Genomic DNA, 17,808 nt, shown 5'->3' with positions numbered 1-17,808 from the left:
GCTGAAATATCCCTTTTAGCAGTAAAAGGTAAGTTCCGAGCTTGAATTCCCCAAGGCGCGAACAAGAGAATCAGGCAGGCCGAAGGGGCCGAAGAGATGGGGGGCCGAGCCATGCAGAGCGCGCTGCCGAAGCCGCTGCGGCCGGAGGATCCACGGGAGATCGCCGGGTACCCGCTGCGCGCCCGGATCGGCGAGGGCGGCATGGGCACCGTCTACCTCTCGCACACCCGCGGCGGCCAGCCGGTCGCCCTGAAACTGGTGCGCCGCGAGTACGCGGACAGCCCCGAGTTCCGGGAGCGCTTCGCCCGCGAGGTGGCCGCCACCCGCCGGGTCTCCGGCTACCACCTGGTCCCCGTCGTCGACCACGACGCCTCCGGCGAACGGCCCTGGCTCGCCACCCGGTACGTCCCGGGCGTGCCCCTCGACGAGGCCCTGCGGGCGCACGGCCCGCTCCCGGTCCCCGCCGTGCTGCAGCTGCTCGCCTGCACCGCGTACGCGCTCGACTCCGTCCACACGGCCGGAGTGATCCACCGCGACATGAAGCCGGGCAACCTGCTGCTCGCGGCGGACGGCCCCTGGCTGCTCGACTTCGGCATCGCGCGGGCCGCCGGTGCCGCGACGCTCACCACCGCGGGCCGGCTGGTGGGCACCCCGCGCTACATGTCCCCCGAGCACGCCCTCGGGCGCCCGGTGACCTCCGCGGCCGACGTCTTCGCGCTCGGACTGCTCGCCGCCGAGGCCGCCACCGGACAGCATCCCTTCGGCCGCGGCAACGGCCTCGCGATCGCCGCGCGCATCGCGGGCACCGAGCAGCAGCCACCCGCCCTCGACGGCATGCAGCGCCCCCTCCTCGACGTCGTACGCCGCTGCCTGGCCGCCGATCCGGCCGCCCGGCCATCCGCCGCCGAACTCGCCGAGCACTGCGCGGGCGCCGCCCGCCGGGACGTACGGGACTTCACCGGCTGGCTGCCCGGCCCGGTCGCGACGCACGTGAACACCATCGAGGCCTCGCTGCGCACCCTCGCCCTCGCCGAGGCCCCGACCGTGCGGGCCGTGCCGCCGACGGCCCCGCTGACCGTGCGGGACGCGGAGTGGCAGCGGCGGGTGCGCCGGGAACCGTAGCGGACGGGTGAAGCGGGGAACCGAACGCGCCCACGGGATGTCGTAGGCGGCGTATAAGCTCTGAGCGCTCAAGTGTCAGGAGCGGCACAGGAGTCAGGCAGCGCACGGGGGAGGCTCCCATCACTACCAGCACAGGCGACATCCTCAGTCCCCTGGGGCCGCAGGACCCGAGAGAGACCGCCGGGTACCACCTGCTGGCGCGGATCGGCGAGGGCGGCATGGGCACCGTCTACCTTTCGCGCACCCGCGGCGGGCAGCCGGTCGCCCTGAAGGTGATCCGCCGCGAGTACGGCCAGGATCACGACTTCCGGCGCCGTTTCGAGCAGGAGGTGCAGGCGGCCCGCCGTGTGCAGGGCTACCACATCGTGCCGGTCGTCGACCATGACACGAGCGGTGAACTGCCCTGGCTGGCCTCGGCGTTCATCCCCGGCATCCCGCTGCACGACGCGCTGACGCAGTTCGGCCCGCTGCCGCCCGCGGCCGTCTTCCAACTGGTCGGCACCACGGCCCGCGCGCTCTCCGCGATCCATGCGGCGGGGGTCGTCCACCGCGACCTCAAGCCCAGCAACATCCTGCTGGGCGCGGGCGGCCCGTACGTCATCGACTTCGGCATCGCCCGCGCCGCCGACGCCACCCAGCTCACCCAGTCCGGCGGTCTGATCGGCACCCCGCAGTACATGTCGCCCGAGCACGCCCTCGGCGAGCGGGTCGGACCGGCGACGGACGTGTTCTCGCTCGGCCTGATCGCCGCCGTCGCGGCCACCGGACGCCACCCCTACGGCGACGGCGGCGCCATCACCATCGCCGCGCAGATCGCCAACACCGCGCACCGACCTCCTCAACTGGCCTCGTACGACCTCGCGTTGCGGTCCCTGCTCGAACGCTGCCTCACCGCGGATCCCGCCGAGCGCATCGGCACCGAGGAACTCGCCGCGCTGTGCCAGGAGTTGGCCGGCCGCGGGCTGAGCGACTTCCAGGGCTGGCTGCCCGCCCCGCTCGGCGCGGAGATCGCCCGCCGTGAGCAGGTCGCCCAGAACCCGCCCCCGCCGACGGCTCCGCAGATGCCGGCCGCGCCTCCGGCCGCACCCCCGACGGCGCCTCCGACGGCACCTCCGGCCGGGCCTCCGACCGCGCCCCCGACTCCGGTCGCCGGCTTCGGACCCGCCCCGGCCTACGACTCCCGGACCTACAACCTCTCCCCTGCGCCGGCTCCCACGGCGACATCGGCCGCACCAAAGCGCCGCCGGGGCGCCCGTATGGCGGTCATCGCGACCGTCGTCGTCCTCGCCGTCGCGGCGGGCGCGGGCACGGCGGTGTGGATACTGGGCAAGGACAAGGACAAGGACAGCAAGGCGAACGGCTCCAAGGGCTCGGCAAGTCAGGCGAGTTCGTCTCCGAGCCCGTCCAAGGAGCAGCAGGCGGGCGGCAGTTCACCGACGCCGTCGGGCTCCTCGGGCTCGTCGAGCCAGGCGACCGCGAACGCCACGTACAGCAAGCTCTTCGAAGGCAAGGCGCTGACGCTGCGCGCGCCCGCGGGAGGGCTCGACTCGACGTACGTCGATCTCGACGCGCCGAAGGTCGACCCGACCAACTACATGGACAGCGACACCGCCGACTTCTCCGCCGACAACTCGCAGCTCACCTTCACCCGCCCCATGGGCAAGGCGTCGGGCACCACGCCCCAGGAATGCCGGGCGGGGGCCGAGCAGAATCCGTACACCGAGACGCTGAGCGCCCAGTCCATCAACAAGGAGAAGGCGATCGCCGAGGGCGACCACCTCTGCATGGTCACCGGCGACGGCAACCTCGCCATGTGGACGATCACGTCGGTCGACCGCCCGGCGGACTCCGACTACCTGCCCAACTTCTCGGGCACCGTCACCGTCTGGAACATCGCGAACTGAGAACGCCGAGGACACTGAGGACGGGGGCGCCCCGAGCCGTGATCGGCCCGGGGCGCCCCCGTCGGCGTAGCAGCTGCGAAGGCCGGAGAACGGCCGCAGCACCTACGAATGCGTGCGCAGCAGCGTTCGCATGGTCCGCATGGCGACCGAGAGGTTGGCGAGGTCGAAGGAGTCCGAGCTCTGGATCTCCTCCAGGGTGGTGCGGGCCCGGCCGAGGATCGCCGCGTTCTTCTCCTCCCACGCCTTGAAGCGCTGCTCGGGCGTGGACGTGCCGTTGCCGACGGCCAGTACGTCCGAGGTGAGCGCCGCGTGGGCCGCGTACAGGTCCTCACGGATCGACGCGCGGGCCATGGACTGCCACCGGTCGGAGCGCGGGAGTTCGATGATGCGGTCCATCAGCTGGGTGATCCGCAGACGGTCGGCGAGGTCGTAGTAGACCTCGGCCACGGCCATCGGTTCCTTGTCCACGCGGTCGGCGACCGCGACGATGTCCAGCGTCGGGAAGGCGGAGGAGAACCCGGCCACGCGCGTGGCGAGTTCGTCCGGGACGCCGGCGCCCGTCAGCTCGTCGTAGATCTGCTGGTACCACTCCAGGTCCGCGCCGCGCAGCAGCTTGGGCAGCTCGGCCCAGACCTGCTCGACCCGGTCCTTGAAGAACCTGATCGTCCCGCTCAGCTCCAGCGGCTGCGGCCGGTTGTTGAGCAGCCAGCGCGTGCCGCGCTCGACGAGACGGCGGGAGTGCAGCCGGATGCGGGTCTGCACGGCCGCGTCCACCACGTTGTCGAGCGCCTCGACGGCGTCCCACACCGCACTGGAGTTGAAGATCGCGCGGGCCGCGGTCTGCGCCCGGACGATCTCCTCCAGGGACGCCCCCGTCTCCTCGCGCAGCCGGTGCAGGAAGCTCGTACCGCCCGTGTTGACCGTGTCGTTGACCAGGACGGTCGTGACGATCTCGCGGCGCAGCGCGTGCGCGTCGACCTGCTCGCGGAGCCTGTCGCGCACCGCCGTCGGGAAGTACGCGTGCAGCAGGCCCTGGAGGTAGGGGTCGTCGGGCAGTGACGTGGCGAGCAGCTCGTCGGCGACCGTGATCTTCGTGTACGCGAGGAGGACGGCCGTCTCCGGACCGGTCAGGCCCTGGCCCGAGTTGAGCCGCTCGCGGATCTGCCGGTCGGTGGGCAGGAACTCCAGGGCCCGGTCGAGGTGGCCCTCCCTGACCAGGTGGCGCATGAAGCGCTGCTGGGCGTGGAGCATGCTGCCGGACTGGGCCAGCGCGTTGGCGATCGCCACGTTCTGCGCGTAGTTGTTGCGCAGGACCAGGCCGCCGACCTCGTCGGTCATCTCGGCGAGCACCTTGTTGCGCTGCTTGACGGTCATGTCGCCGTCCGCGACGACCGCGTTGAGCAGGATCTTGATGTTCACCTCGTGGTCGGAGGTGTCCACGCCCGCGCTGTTGTCGATGGCGTCGGTGTTGATCTTGCCGCCCTGCATCGCGAACTCGATGCGGCCGAGCTGGGTGAGGCCGAGGTTGCCGCCCTCGCCCACGACCTTGACGCCGAGGTCGGCGCCGTCAACGCGGATGGCGTCGTTGGCCTTGTCGCCGACGTCCGCGTGCGTCTCGGTGGACGCCTTCACGTACGTACCGATGCCGCCGTTCCACAGCAGGTCGACCGGCGCCTTGAGGATCGCCTTCATCAGGTCGGCCGGGGTCATCTTGACGATGCCCGACTCGATGCCGAGGGCCTCGCGGATGTGGGCGTTGATCTGGATCGCCTTGGCGGTACGCGGGAAGATGCCGCCGCCGGACGAGATCAGCGAGGCGTCGTAGTCGGCCCACGAGGAGCGCGGCAGCTCGAAGAGGCGGCGGCGCTCGGCGTACGACGTCTCCGCGACCGGGGTCGGGTCGATGAAGATGTGCCGGTGGTCGAAGGCGGCGATCAGCCGGATGTGCTCGGAGAGCAGCATTCCGTTGCCGAACACGTCACCGGACATGTCACCGACGCCGACGACCGTGAAGTCCTCGGACTGGGTGTCCACGCCCAGCTCCCGGAAGTGGCGCTTCACCGACTCCCAGGCGCCGCGGGCGGTGATGCCCATGCCCTTGTGGTCGTAACCGGCGGAGCCGCCGGAGGCGAAGGCGTCGCCGAGCCAGAAGTTGTACGACTCGGCGACCTCGTTGGCGATGTCCGAGAACGTCGCGGTGCCCTTGTCGGCGGCGACGACGAGGTAGGTGTCGTCCTCGTCGTGCCGTACGACGTCGGCGGGCGGCACGACCTCGCCGGCGACCAGGTTGTCGGTGATGTCGAGCAGCGCCGAGATGAAGGTCCGGTAGCTGCGGATGCCCTCGGCGAGCCACGCGTCGCGGTCCACGGACGGGTCGGGCAGCTGCTTGGCGACGAAGCCGCCCTTCGCACCGACCGGCACGATGACCGTGTTCTTGACCATCTGCGCCTTGACCAGGCCGAGGACCTCCGTCCGGAAATCCTCCCTCCGGTCGGACCAGCGCAGGCCACCGCGGGCGACCTTGCCGAATCGCAGGTGGACGCCTTCGACGCGCGGCGAGTACACCCAGATCTCGTACGCGGGCCGGGGCGCCGGAAGCTCCGGGATGGCCTGCGGGTCGAACTTCATGGAGACGTACTCGTGCGGCTGTCCGCCGAGCGCCTCCTGGAAGAAGTTGGTGCGCAGGGTCGCCTTGATGACGGTCAGGAAGGACCGCAGGATCCGGTCCTCGTCCAGGCTCGCGACCTGGTCGAGAGCGGCGTCCAGCTCCTCCATGAGGGCGTCGGTCAGTTCCGTGCCGGCCCGCTGGCGGTCCGGCGACATCCGCGCCTCGAAGAGGGAGACGAGCAGCCGGGTGGTGTGGACGTTGTTGCGGAGGGTGTCCTCCATGTAGTCCTGGCTGAACGTCGAACCGGCCTGGCGCAGGTACTTGGCGTACGCGCGCAGCACCATCGCCTGGCGCCAGCTGAGCCCGGCGCTGAGCACGAGGGCGTTGAAGCCGTCGTTCTCGGCATGCCCGGTCCAGGTCGCGGAGAAGGCCTGCTGGAAGCGCTCGCGGGCGTCGTCGGCGAGGTAGTCGCCGTTGCCGTTCTGGAGCCTGGGCAGCCGCAGACCGAAGTCGTAGATCCAGGCGATCGTGCTGTCCGAGCAGCGCAGTTCGTACGGCCGCTCGTCGGTGACCTCGACGCCGAGCCGCTGGAGCACCGGCAGGACGGCGGACAGGGAGACGGACTCGCCCCTGCGGTAGATCTTGAAGCGGCGCTCGCCGGGAGCGGCGCCGACGGGCTCGTAGAGGCTGAGCGCGAAGGCCTGGGTGCCACTCGTGTCGCCCTTGCCGCCGGTGAGCTTTTCGAGGTGGACGAGGTCGGCGACCGCGGCGCGCGGGGTGTGGTCGGCCTTGTAGCCCTCGGGGATGGCGTTGCCGTAGCGGCGCAGCAGTTCGGCGGCGCGCTCCTCGCCGCACTCGGCGTTCAGCGCCTCCGCGAAGCCGTCGGCCCAGGAGCGGGCGGCCTCGACGAGCCGCGCCTCGATGCGCTCCTTGTCGGCGTCCGACAGCTCGGGCAGCTCGGTGCCCTGCGGGACGCGGACCACGAAGTGCAGCCGGGAGAGGATCGACTCGGTGTTCCAGGCGGTGAAGTCGACGCTGATGCCGTCGAGCTCCTCCTTGAGGATGTCGATGATCCTGAGGCGTACGCCGGTGGTGTAGCGGTCGCGCGGCAGGTAGACGAGGGCCGAGTAGTAGCGCCCGTACTCGTCCTGGCGCAGGTAGAGCCGCAGTCGGCGGCGCTCCTGGAGGTAGAGCACGGAGGTGACGATGGAGCGCAGTTCGTCGGCGGGCGTCTGGAACAGCTCGTCGCGGGGGTAGGTCTCCAGGATCTGGAGCAGGTCGCGTCCGTCGTGGCTGTTGGGTGAGAACCCGGCGCCGCGGAGGACTTCCTCGACCTTGCGGCGGACGACGGGCACCCGGCGCACGGACTCGGTGTAGGCCGCGGAGGAGAAGAGCCCGAGGAAGCGCCGCTCGCCGACGACGTTGCCGTTCGCGTCGAACTTCTTGACGCCGACGTAGTCGAGGTAGCTCGGCCGGTGCACGGTGGCCCGGCTGTTGGCCTTCGTCAGGACGAGGAGCTTGTGCTCGCGGGCCTTGGCGCGGGCGTCGGCGGGCAGCCGCTCGAAGGAGGGGCTGACGGGGTGGCTGTCCTCGCCGGCGTGCTGCGGGTCGGCGCGCAGGATGCCGAGCCCGGTGCCCGGGACGGCGGTCAGCGAGTCGTCGTCGCGCAGCTCGTACTCGCGGTAGCCGAGGAACGTGAAGTGGTCGTCGGAAAGCCAGCGCAGCAGCTCACGGGCCTCTTCGACATCCTGGTCGCGCAGGTCGTCCGCGGTCGGCTCGGTGGGCAGCTCCTCGGCGATGCGCAGCGCGGCGTCGCGCATCTTCTCCCAGTCCTCGACGGCCTCACGGGCGTCGGAGAGCACGCGCAGCAGATCGGCGGTGATCTGCTTGAGGTCGGCGCGGTCGGTCTCGCGGTCGATCTCGACGTGGATCCAGGACTCGACATGGGCGTCGTGCGGAAGATCACCGGGGGTCGGCCGGGCCTCCAGGACCTCGATCAGCTTGCCGGTGAGGTCACGCCGTACGACGAACTGCGGATGGATGACGACATGAATGCCGCGCCCCTGCCGGGACAGCTCGTTGGTGACGGAGTCGACCAGGAAGGGCATGTCGTCCGTCACGACCTCGACGACGGAGTGGCTGCACGTCCAGCCGTTCTCCTCCACGGTCGGCGTGTGGACCCGCACATTGGCCGTGCCCTGCGGGCGGATCTCGGCCAGCCGGTAGTGGGAGAAGGCGGCTCCGAAGACGTCGACCGGGTCGCGGTCGGTCAGGTCCTCCGGGGCGGTGTGCAGGTAGTAGCGCTGGAGGAACGCGAGCACGGTGTCCCGGTCGGGGGTGCCCTCGCCCGTCGTCCCAGTCGGTAGGTGCCCCCCGACCGGGCTGTTCTCAGCTACCCGGGCGGCCCTCTCGAGCAGCTCGGCCTTTGCTTCGTCCAGCTTGGTCTGCATTGTCCTCTGGCTCCTGTCGCGCGCCGTTGCGTGACGTAGAAGGAAGTTCGGTCTCTTCCCTGATGACATGGGCATTGACGTCACGCCGAGACGCGGGGTGTCCGGTCTGGTTCGACGCTATGCCGCAGGGAGAGATGAGCGGGGGGTTATCGGCCATTCTCGGCGTCCACGAAGACTGTGACGCTGCTCTCGGCGACGCCGGTACGCACCGCACGTCCCACCCGCGAAGACCAGCGACCGCCCGGTCACGGATGTCGTCCGTGCTCACCGGGCGCAGGGCAGGGGCGACGATGCCCCCGCGAGATATCGCGCTGATCACGCCACCCAGGCTATCGCTCCTCACCCGGCCCTCGTCATGAGCCGTATGTGTACAAAAGAGGGGGTGGAACTTTGACGTTCTGCACAGGGGCGAATGGGGGCAGGACGTGCCGTGGGTGAGATTTGGGGGCGGCCGGGGGCGGCGGAGCCGGTCGGACGCGGGCCGTCGCGCCGCCCCCGTGAGCGCCGGTCTGCGCGACCCGTCGCGCAGACCCCCTTGGCAAGACCTCCCCGCCGAGGCACGTTGCCCATGACGCCCACCGGAGGCGCACCCCCGTCCGAGCGGAGCGCAGCGACATGGCAGCGAAGATCCTGATCGTCACCGGCGACGCAGCGGAATCCCTCGAAGTCCTGTACCCGTACCAACGCCTGCGCGAGGAGGGCTACGACGTCCATATCGCCGCCCCCACCCGCAAGACGCTGCGGTTCGTCGTCCACGACTTCGAACCCGGCTTCGACACGTACACCGAAAAGCCCGGCTACACCTGGCCCGCGGACCTCGCGTTCGCGGACGTCGAGCCCGGCCAGTACGCCGCCCTCGTCATCCCCGGCGGCCGCGCCCCCGAGTACCTCCGCAACGACCCCGAACTCCGCAAGATCCTCAAGGCCTTCTTCGACACGGACAAGCCGATCGCCCAGATCTGCCACGGCCCGCTCCTGACGGCGGCCGTCGACGGGCTGCGCGGGCGCCGCGTCACGGCGTACCCGGCGCTGGAGCCGGACATGCTGGCCGCGGGCGCGTCGTTCCAGGACGCCGAGGCGGTGGTCGACGGCACGCTCGTCTCGTCCCGGGCCTGGCCGGACCACTCCCACTGGATGCGCGAGTTCCTGACGGTGCTGCGCGCGAAGGCACCGGTGAACTGACCCCCGCAGCGGAGGACGGACCTACCTACCTACGGCCGGCGAAACATCCGCCGACCCCACCGGCAGCCACCGCCGACGAGGACAGCCGCACGCTCCCTCGCGCCTGTCAGCCCACCCTCACGTCACGCCGCCAACCGCTCCGCCTCCTCGACGGCCTCCTCCAGGCTGTCGACCACGGGTACGCCCACTCCTTCGAGGCTGGCACGGCTGTGGGAGCCACCGGTGTAGAGCACCGCCTGCGCGCCCACGTGCAGGGCGGCCACCGCGTCGTCGGCCGCGTCACCTATGACGACCACCCGGGCCGGCTCCACGACGCCGCCGAGCGCGCCCACGTGCCGCACCATGTGCTCGGCCTTGCTCCCGCCGGAGGGCCCGGTCCGCCCGTCGACCCGCAGGAAATGCGGCTCGATCCCGAAGCCCCGCACCAGCGGCACCAGCTCGTCGTGCACGTACATGCTGAGGATCGACTGGCTGCGGCCCGCCGAGGCCCACTCGGCGAGCAGCGTCGGCACCCCCGCCGTGAGCCCGCACCTCGCGCGGTGCTGCGCGTAGTACCGGTGGAAGGTCTCGTCCATGACCTCCCACTCGTCATCGGTCGGCAGCCGGCCTATCAGCCGCTCGTAGAACTTCGGCACCGGTACGCAGTACAACGCCCGGTACCGCTCCAGCGTGATCGGCTCAAGGCCCAGCTCGGCGAACGCCGCGTTCGTCGCTCCGATGATCGCGGCGTTGTCGTGGAACAGAGTCCCGTTCCAGTCCCACACAATGTGCGCTGCTCCGTGCTTCCCCATGACAAGAAAGTACCCGCCCGCACTGACAACCCAGTCGCCGCAACCGTCATGGCTTCCGTGACCATCACTGCTGTCACGGTCGTCCCGGCCTCGGTCGTCGCACCTGTCGCCGTCCCGGTCGTGGGCAGGCGCCCCGCCGGGGCGGGGCGAACGCTCAGCCCCCCAGCCCGACCAGGTTGGGAATCTCCTGCGTGGCGAACCACAGCAGCTCGTGGTCCTCGGCCCCGTCCACGACGAACTGCGCGTCGTCGTCCCCGTGGTCCGCCGCGCCCAGCGCCGCCACGGCCGCGGCGACATCCGTCTCGGCGTCGTCCGCGTCCACGTGCACGGCGGCCGCCTTCGCGAGCGGCACGGGGTCGGCGACCCGCACCTCACCGAGCGCCCCGGGGTCGAGCCCCCGGTCGGGGTCGGCGACCGCGGCCCGGTCCGGCACGTCGACCGCGACGACGACGCGCCGCCGCACGGCCCCCGGCTCGCCCGCGAGCAGCCGCAGCGAGGCCAGGGCGGCGCGGTTCAGCGCCGCGTACTCGAGTTCCTCGATGTCGTCGGAGACGTACCACTCGCGCAGCGCGGGCGTCACGGCGTACGCGACGAGCGGTGCCGCCCCCAGCTCCCCCGTCTTGTACGCCTCGGCGAGACCGGAGAGGGTCAGGGGGACGTAGACGCGCATGGCTGGCCGCTTTCGTAGTCGGAAGGCTCCGCGGAGGACTCCGAGGAGGGCGTTCGGCGCCTCCCGGGAGGGCCTTCAGGATACGTGCGGGAGTCCCCTTTCGGGTCCCGGGCCCTACCCCCGCACGGCGTCCACCCCGGTCCCGGACCTCACCCGGTACGCCCCTGTCACGCCAAGGCCCGCGCTACGCCCGGCCACCCTGATAGGTGAACCTCCCGGCCGCCGCGACGCCCGGCCGACGTCCTTGCACAGGCCCGCTCACGCCTCGTACAAGATCCCCAACACAAAGTTACTGCCCGGTATCGGTCCGGGCCGCACAGAGCGGGGACGACGCATGAACAAGGTGATGACGAGGACGGCCAACCGCCACCCGGGCACCCGCCCGCCGGGCCGCCGCGACACCCGCCGACCCGGCAGCACCCCTCCCCGCGCACCGGGCGCCGGCGCCCCGCGTACGACACCGGGAGGCAGCCCGCCGTCCACACCCCCGGGCGACACCGCACGGCGTACGGCGCCCGGGGCACCGGGAAGTCCTGAAAGCCCCGGAGCGCCGAGCGCGTCGCACAGCGGTGTCGCCCTTTCCGCGCCCATGGAAGCCCCTCTCAGGCCCGTCCAGCCCCGCCCCACCGATCTCTTCGCCGACCGTCTCCTCGCCGTGCTGAGCGGTCAGCGCCCCGTCCACTGCATGCTCCGCCACACCGCGGGCCGCGCCTACGACGAACTGGCCTGGCTCGCCGAACGCGGCCCCCTGCGCACCCGCGGCACCCGCCCGGTCGTTCGGGACATCGGTTACTTCGTCCCGCGCCCGGGCGCGATCGAGGCGTTCGCCCGCATCGGCGCCGGCAAGCAGCTCCGCGCCATGGCCTTCCGCCTGGAGCAGGGCCTCGACCATCGCTGGCGGTGCACGGCGGTGGAGCTGGGCGGCCCTCGCATGCCGCACGGGGACGACGACTGAGCCCGCCTCCTCCGGCCGCCCCGGCCGTCCGCACGCACGCAAAGGGCCGGACACCCGAAGGTGCCCGGCCCTCAACCGGTCGGCTGCCGCTGACGCGCGGCGCGCGTCACTTCTTGCGGCGGCGCGTGCCCTTCTGCTGCTTGCGGCGCTCCGCGCGCGTGAGGCCGTCCGCCTCGGAGCGCACGGGCTCCTCGTCGCTGGCGAAGTCGCCCTCGACGATGCCACCCTCGCCGTCCACGGTCGGCGCGGAGAAGTGCAGACGGTCGGGCCGCTGCGGGGCGTCGAGGCCCTTGGCGCGGATCTCGGGGCGTCCGCCCGCGACGTTGGCCGCGGCGGGGGCGTCCTCCTTGTCCAGCGAAGGCGCGGTGTCCTCGACAGGGACCTCCTCGACCTGCTGCTCGACCTGGACCTCCAGGTTGAACAGGTAGCCGACGGACTCCTCCTTGATGCCGTCCATCATGGCGCCGAACATGTCGAAGCCCTCGCGCTGGTACTCGACCAGCGGGTCCTTCTGCGCCATCGCGCGCAGGCCGATGCCCTCCTGGAGGTAGTCCATCTCGTAGAGGTGCTCGCGCCACTTGCGGTCCAGGACCGACAGCACGACCCGGCGCTCCAGCTCACGCATGATCTCGGAGCCGAGCTGCTCCTCACGGCTCGCGTACTGGTCGTGGATGTCGTCCTTGATGGACTCGGAGATGAACTCGGCGGTCAGACCGGCGCGGTCGCCGGCCGCCTCCTCCAGCTCGTCGACGGTGACCTTCACCGGGTAGAGCTGCTTGAAGGCACCCCACAGCCGGTCCAGGTCCCACTCCTCGGCGAAGCCCTCGGCGGTCTCCGCAGCGATGTAGGCGTCGATCGTGTCGTCCATGAAGTGCTGGATCTGCTCCTGCAGGTCCTCGCCCTCCAGGACGCGGCGGCGCTCGCCGTAGATGACCTCGCGCTGCCGGTTGAGGACCTCGTCGTACTTGAGGACATTCTTGCGGGTCTCGAAGTTCTGCGTCTCGACCTGCGACTGGGCCGACGCGATCGCGCGCGTGACCATCTTGTTCTCGATGGGGACGTCGTCGGGGACGTTCGCCATCGACATGACGCGCTCGACCATCTGGGCCTTGAACAGGCGCATCAGGTCGTCGCCCAGCGACAGGTAGAAGCGGGACTCACCCGGGTCGCCCTGACGGCCGGAACGACCGCGCAGCTGGTTGTCGATACGCCGGGACTCGTGGCGCTCGGTGCCGAGGACGTAGAGCCCGCCGAGCTCCTTGACCTCCTCGAACTCCGCCTTGACCGCCTTCTCGGCCCGCTCCAGGGCGGCCGGCAGCGCGGCGGCCCACTCCTCGATGTGCTCCTCGGGGTCGAGGCCGCGCTGACGCAGCTCCGCCTCGGCGAGGTCGTCGGGGTTGCCGCCGAGCTTGATGTCGGTACCACGGCCGGCCATGTTGGTGGCGACCGTCACGGCGCCCTTGCGGCCGGCCTGGGCGACGATCGTCGCCTCACGGTCGTGCTGCTTGGCGTTGAGCACTTCGTGCTGGATGCCGCGCTTGGAGAGCTGCTGCGAGAGGTACTCGGACTTCTCGACCGACGTCGTACCGACGAGGATCGGCTGGCCCTTCTCGTGCTTCTCGGCGATGTCGTCGACGACTGCCTCGAACTTCGCGACCTCGGTGCGGTAGATCAGGTCCGACTGGTCCATGCGGACCATCGGCCGGTTGGTCGGGATCGGGACGACGCCGAGCTTGTAGATCTGGTGGAACTCGGCGGCCTCGGTCATCGCCGTACCGGTCATGCCGGAGAGGCCGGGCAGTTCCTTGCCCTCGCGGTCGTGGCGCTTGTAGAGGCGGAAGAAGTTCTGCAGGGTGATCGTGGCGAGCGTCTGGTTCTCGTCCTTGATGTCCACCCCTTCCTTCGCCTCGATCGCCTGGTGCATGCCCTCGTTGTAGCGGCGGCCGGCGAGGATACGGCCGGTGTGCTCGTCGACGATCATGACTTCGCCGTCGATGACGACGTAGTCCTTGTCCTTCTTGAAGAGTTCCTTGGCCTTGATGGCGTTGTTCAGGTAGCCGACGAGAGGCGTGTTGACCGACTCGTAGAGGTTGTCGATGCCGAGCCAGTCCTCGACCTTGGCGACACCGGGCTCGTGGATGGCGACGGTGCGCTTCTTCTCGTCGACCTCGTAGTCGCCGGTCTCCTCGATGCCCTTCAGGGTGTTGCCCGCCTCGCCCTTCTTCAGGCGCGTGACGAGCTTGGCGAAGTCGCCGTACCACTTGGTGGCCTGGTCGGCCGGGCCGGAGATGATCAGCGGGGTGCGGGCCTCGTCGACGAGGATCGAGTCGACCTCGTCGACGATCGCGAAGTTGTGGCCGCGCTGCACCAGTTCGTCCTGCGCCCACGCCATGTTGTCGCGCAGGTAGTCGAAGCCGAACTCGTTGTTCGTGCCGTACGTGATGTCGCACGCGTACTGCTCGCGACGCTGGGCCGGCGTCATGTTGGCGAGGATGCAGCCGACTTCCAGGCCCAGGAACTTGTGGACGCGGCCCATCATCTCGGAGTCGCGCTCGGCCAGGTAGTCGTTGACCGTGATGAGGTGGACGCCTTCTCCGGAGAGGGCGTTCAGATACGCGGGCAGGGTGCCGACGAGTGTCTTGCCCTCACCGGTCTTCATCTCGGCGACGTAGCCGAGGTGGAGCGCGGCGCCGCCCATCATCTGCACGTCGTAGTGGCGCTGGCCAAGGACGCGCTTGGCCGCCTCGCGGACGGTGGCGAACGCTTCGGGCAGCAGGTCGTCGAGGCTTTCGCCGTCGGCGTACCGCTGCTTGTACTCATCGGTGAGGGCCCGCAGCTCGGCGTCGGAGAGGTCGACGAAGTCCTCTTCGATGGAGGCGACCTGGTCCGCGATGCGGTGCAGCTTGCGCAGGATCTTGCCTTCGCCTGCACGCATGATCTTCGAGAGGACGGACACGGGGGTTTGTCTCCTTGCCGGTCGGGCCTGGGACGGTCGGGTTTCAATGACAGTTTCAAAACACAGCTTGAGCAACGGCCATCGTAAGCGAGGACCCCACCGCGCCGGGAGGTCTGCCAGTGACAGCCACTAGGACAACGGGCAGGGGTTGCGGAAGGTGCCGCGTTGTCACTGCGAAAAGTAATCACACCCTCACGCACAGACAGGAAACGGCGTCCTCCGCAAAGGGATGGCGCCCTTCCGCTCTCCCGAGCAGAATCGCCCGATGGACCCCGTCACCCTGACCACCGACCGTCTTCTGCTGCGCACGGTGGGCCCGCACGACACCGACGCCGTGTACGACGCCGCCCAGGACCCCGACATCCAGCGCTGGACCACGATTCCCTCGCCGTATCTGCGCGAGCACGCCCAGGGGTTCACCGAGCAGCTGGTGCCCGACGGCTGGGCGGACGGCTCGGCGTTCACGTTCGGCGTCTTTCTTCCCGAAGGGGAGTTGGCGGGCGTGCTCAGCATCACCATGCGCGCCCTCGGCGTCGGCGAGATCGGTTTCTGGGCCACCAAGGAGCACCGCGGCAACGGCTACATCACCGAGGCCGCCGTCGCCGCCTCCCGCTGGGCGTTCACGGCCTTGTCCGTCGACCGCGTCGAATGGCGGGCCGAAGTCGGCAACACCGGCTCCCGGTCCGTCGCCGAACACGCCGGCTTCACCATCGAGGGCACTCTCCGTTCCGCCGTCAACAACAAGGGCGTCCGCAGAGACGCCTGGGTAGGCTCCCTGCTCCCTTCGGACTTGGGCCTGCCGTCCACGGCGCCCTACCTGCCGGCGCGAGATCCCAGCCCGTCCGGCGTTTGAGGACAAGGCCGTCCAGGCCGAAGGGGGGGTCTGGGGGCGCAGCCCCCAGGAACGGGACGGGTAGGGGCGGAGGCGGCGAGAAAACCCGGCGTGCACACCCCCACCGCCCACCAAGTTCCAAAGGGCGCCCCGGCCCACCCCCACTGTCAGTGCCACCGCCTATCGTGCGGAACATGACGAGCCTCCCCCACCCCGCCGCCGAGCTCTCCGCAGACGAAGCCCGCCGCATCGCCCTGCGCGCCCAGGGCTTCCTCGGCGCCCCGGACCGCAGGTCCGGCGTACGCGGAGTCCTCCGGCACCTCGGCGCGGTCCAGCTCGACACGATCTCGGTCCTCGCCCGCTCGCACGAGCTCATCCCGTATGCCCGCCTGGGAGCGGTGGGCCGCAAAACGGTGGACAGTGCGTACTGGACCCCGACCGCCACCGCCGACGGCACGCCCCCCGCGACCGCGACGCGCCCGCATGCCTTCGAGTACTGGTCCCACGCCGCCTGCATCCTCCCCATCGAGGAGTGGCCCCACTTCGCCTTCCGACGCCGCGCCTACCGCGCCCGCCCGCACTGGAACCACGCCCTGCCGGACGGCATGTACGACCAGGTCATCAAGCAGCTGCGCGCCGAAGGCCCGCTCACGGCCACGGACTTGGGCGGCGCGAAGAAGACCAGCGAGTGGTGGGACTGGTCGGGCACGAAGGTCGCCGTCGAACGCGCGCTGATGTACGGCGAGGTCGTGTGCACCGAGCGCCGCAGCTGGAAGCGGGTGTACGACCTCGCCGAGCGCGCCGTCCCCGAGTCCCTGCTCCACGACGAGCTGGACGACGCCGAGTGCCTGCGCCGTCTCGTCCGCCTCGCGGGCCAGTCCCTGGGCGTCGGCACGCGCGCGGACATCGCCGACTACCACCGCCTCAAGGGCGAGCAGGTCGACGCGGTGATCGCCGACTCGGGTCTGGTCCCGGTGACCGTCGAGGGCTGGGGCAAGCCCGCCTGGGCCGACCCGGCAGCCCTGGAGACGGCCCCGCGCGGCCGCCACCGCACGACACTCCTCTCCCCGTTCGACTCGCTCGTCTGGGAGCGGGCGCGGACGGAGCGGATCTTCGGCTTCACCCACCGCCTGGAGGCGTACGTCCCGAAGCCGAAGCGGGTGTACGGCTACTTCGCGATGCCGGTGCTCGCCGGAGGCCACCTCGTCGGCCGGGTGGACCCGGCCCGTGAGGGGCGCACCCTGGTGGCCAAACAGGTGACCCTGGACGGCCTCAAGGCCGTTCCCGCCGTCGCCCAGGCCCTGGTGGAGGCCGCGAGCTGGGTGGACTGCACGGACGTACGGGTGGAACGGGTGGACGCCCCGGAGCTGCGCGAGCCGCTGACGGCGGAACTGGCCCGCGCGCTGGCGTGATCACACCCTGTCGGACGGGCGGCCGGGCCCCGCCGGATCCGGTGGATCGAGCGGATCCGGCGGCTAGCGGATCTCGAGGATCTTCTCCCGCATCGCGTACACCACGGCCTCCATGCGGGAGTGCAGCTGCAGCTTCTCCAGAATGTTGCGCACGTGGTTCTTCACGGTGTTCTCGGAGATGAACAGCTCTTTGGCGATATCCCGGTTGTTCATCCCGGTGGCGACGAGTTTGAGGACCTCCAGCTCACGGTCCGTGAGCCGCGGCGCGGGCACCAGACGGCGTTCGTCCGTCCGCTGGATCATCGACTTGAACTCGGTGAGCAGTTTCGACGCCATGGAGGGGCTGATCTGCGACTGCCCGTCGGCCACCGCGCGAATGGCCGTGGCCACCTCGTCGGTGGAGATCTCCTTGAGGAGATAACCGGTCGCGCCCGCCTTGATCGCGTCGTAGAGATCGGCTTCCTCGTCACTGATCGTCAACATGATGATCTTCGCGCTCGGAGCCACCTCCTTGATGGACGTGCACGCCTCGATACCGCCCCGCTTCGGCATCCGGACGTCCATCAGCACGATGTCCGGCAGAAGGTCGGCGGCCTTGTCGACCGCCTCGGCGCCGTCGCCCGCCTCGCCGACGACCTGGATGTCCTCCTCGGCCGCGAGCACGATCTCCAGTCCGCGGCGGAAGAGGGCGTGATCGTCCACGACAAGGACCCGGATGGGCTCCTTGCGTGGAGAGCCCGCATCCGGGCCCATGGCGACGACGCCGTCGTCGGCGTCCTCGTCACGCATCGGTCCGAAGCTGTCCGCCATCGTTCCTCCCCCTGAAGGCCGTGGCCTGTGTTTCCGTGCCATGCCAACCCAAGGCAACGGCCCACCGGTTGGGCCGGTGCGGCCATGATTTCATGCCCGGACGTCCGTGCGGTGAC

The 17,808-nt window shown here is 70.4% G+C and carries 11 protein-coding genes; 6 read left to right on the top strand and 5 right to left on the bottom strand.

Annotated features, from left to right (window positions below; translation table 11 throughout):
- Positions 1–96 precede the first annotated feature (96 nt).
- Both ABZS97_RS15425 and ABZS97_RS15420 read left to right on the top strand, forming a co-directional pair.
- On the top strand, positions 97–1,122 hold the full coding sequence (locus ABZS97_RS15425) for a serine/threonine-protein kinase (protein ID WP_356137760.1): 1,026 nt from the start codon (positions 97–99) through the stop codon (positions 1,120–1,122).
- Between the two features lie 53 nt (positions 1,123–1,175).
- Positions 1,176–3,026 (top strand): serine/threonine-protein kinase, encoded by a 1,851-nt coding sequence (locus ABZS97_RS15420; RefSeq protein WP_356137803.1) that lies wholly within the window; start codon positions 1,176–1,178, stop codon positions 3,024–3,026.
- A 102-nt stretch (positions 3,027–3,128) separates the two neighbouring features.
- Here the strand turns inward: ABZS97_RS15420 and ABZS97_RS15415 are convergent, their stop codons facing one another.
- A complete protein-coding gene (locus tag ABZS97_RS15415; protein ID WP_356137758.1) occupies positions 3,129–8,084 on the bottom strand; it encodes an NAD-glutamate dehydrogenase in 4,956 nt (1,651 codons plus the stop codon).
- Positions 8,085–8,699: 615 nt separating this feature from the next.
- Here ABZS97_RS15415 and ABZS97_RS15410 point away from each other — a divergent pair.
- Positions 8,700–9,266, top strand: coding sequence for a DJ-1/PfpI family protein (locus tag ABZS97_RS15410; protein WP_356137756.1), 567 nt, complete (start codon positions 8,700–8,702; stop codon positions 9,264–9,266).
- A gap of 122 nt (positions 9,267–9,388) precedes the next feature.
- Here the strand turns inward: ABZS97_RS15410 and ABZS97_RS15405 are convergent, their stop codons facing one another.
- Positions 9,389–10,057, bottom strand: a complete 669-nt coding sequence (locus tag ABZS97_RS15405) for an HAD family hydrolase (protein ID WP_356137754.1) — start codon at positions 10,055–10,057, stop codon at positions 9,389–9,391.
- Between the two features lie 154 nt (positions 10,058–10,211).
- Positions 10,212–10,727 (bottom strand): hypothetical protein, encoded by a 516-nt coding sequence (locus ABZS97_RS15400; protein WP_356137752.1) that lies wholly within the window; start codon positions 10,725–10,727, stop codon positions 10,212–10,214.
- 334 nt (positions 10,728–11,061) lie between these two features.
- Here ABZS97_RS15400 and ABZS97_RS15395 point away from each other — a divergent pair, with 334 nt between their 5' ends.
- Positions 11,062–11,682, top strand: a complete 621-nt coding sequence (locus ABZS97_RS15395; protein WP_356137750.1) for an Rv3235 family protein — start codon at positions 11,062–11,064, stop codon at positions 11,680–11,682.
- 106 nt (positions 11,683–11,788) lie between these two features.
- Here ABZS97_RS15395 and secA read toward each other — a convergent pair whose 3' ends face one another.
- Positions 11,789–14,638 carry a preprotein translocase subunit SecA gene (secA, locus tag ABZS97_RS15390; RefSeq protein WP_356137748.1) on the bottom strand — a complete coding sequence of 950 codons (2,850 nt, stop codon included), beginning with the start codon at positions 14,636–14,638 and terminating at the stop codon, positions 11,789–11,791.
- Between the two features lie 265 nt (positions 14,639–14,903).
- Here secA and ABZS97_RS15385 point away from each other — a divergent pair, with 265 nt between their 5' ends.
- Both ABZS97_RS15385 and ABZS97_RS15380 read left to right on the top strand, forming a co-directional pair.
- The gene (locus tag ABZS97_RS15385; RefSeq protein WP_356137745.1) at positions 14,904–15,491 is read left to right on the top strand and encodes a GNAT family N-acetyltransferase; all 588 of its coding nucleotides are present in this window, start codon (positions 14,904–14,906) and stop codon (positions 15,489–15,491) included.
- A 173-nt stretch (positions 15,492–15,664) separates the two neighbouring features.
- Positions 15,665–16,882, top strand: a complete 1,218-nt coding sequence (locus ABZS97_RS15380; protein WP_356137743.1) for a crosslink repair DNA glycosylase YcaQ family protein — start codon at positions 15,665–15,667, stop codon at positions 16,880–16,882.
- A 63-nt stretch (positions 16,883–16,945) separates the two neighbouring features.
- Here ABZS97_RS15380 and ABZS97_RS15375 read toward each other — a convergent pair whose 3' ends face one another.
- Complete coding sequence (locus tag ABZS97_RS15375) at positions 16,946–17,692, bottom strand: response regulator transcription factor (protein ID WP_356137741.1); 747 nt, start codon at positions 17,690–17,692, stop codon at positions 16,946–16,948.
- Between the last annotated feature and the right edge of the window lie 116 nt (positions 17,693–17,808).

Origin of the sequence: Streptomyces sp. NPDC005485, from assembly GCF_040606085.1 — a bacterium.
Lineage (GTDB): Bacteria > Actinomycetota > Actinomycetes > Streptomycetales > Streptomycetaceae > Streptomyces.
Note: the sequence above shows the minus strand (reverse complement) of the source record. Positions and strands in the feature narration are given on the sequence as shown.

Coding starts and splice junctions, on each gene's coding strand:
- ABZS97_RS15425 (WP_356137760.1), top strand. CDS start 97: ATGGGGGGCCGAGCCATGCAGAGCGCGCTGCCGAAGCCGCTGCGGCCG.
- ABZS97_RS15410 (WP_356137756.1), top strand. CDS start 8,700: ATGGCAGCGAAGATCCTGATCGTCACCGGCGACGCAGCGGAATCCCTC.
- ABZS97_RS15380 (WP_356137743.1), top strand. CDS start 15,665: ATGACGAGCCTCCCCCACCCCGCCGCCGAGCTCTCCGCAGACGAAGCC.
- ABZS97_RS15375 (WP_356137741.1), bottom strand. CDS start 17,692: ATGGCGGACAGCTTCGGACCGATGCGTGACGAGGACGCCGACGACGGC.
- ABZS97_RS15395 (WP_356137750.1), top strand. CDS start 11,062: ATGAACAAGGTGATGACGAGGACGGCCAACCGCCACCCGGGCACCCGC.
- ABZS97_RS15400 (WP_356137752.1), bottom strand. CDS start 10,727: ATGCGCGTCTACGTCCCCCTGACCCTCTCCGGTCTCGCCGAGGCGTAC.
- ABZS97_RS15415 (WP_356137758.1), bottom strand. CDS start 8,084: ATGCAGACCAAGCTGGACGAAGCAAAGGCCGAGCTGCTCGAGAGGGCC.
- ABZS97_RS15385 (WP_356137745.1), top strand. CDS start 14,904: ATGGACCCCGTCACCCTGACCACCGACCGTCTTCTGCTGCGCACGGTG.
- ABZS97_RS15405 (WP_356137754.1), bottom strand. CDS start 10,057: ATGGGGAAGCACGGAGCAGCGCACATTGTGTGGGACTGGAACGGGACT.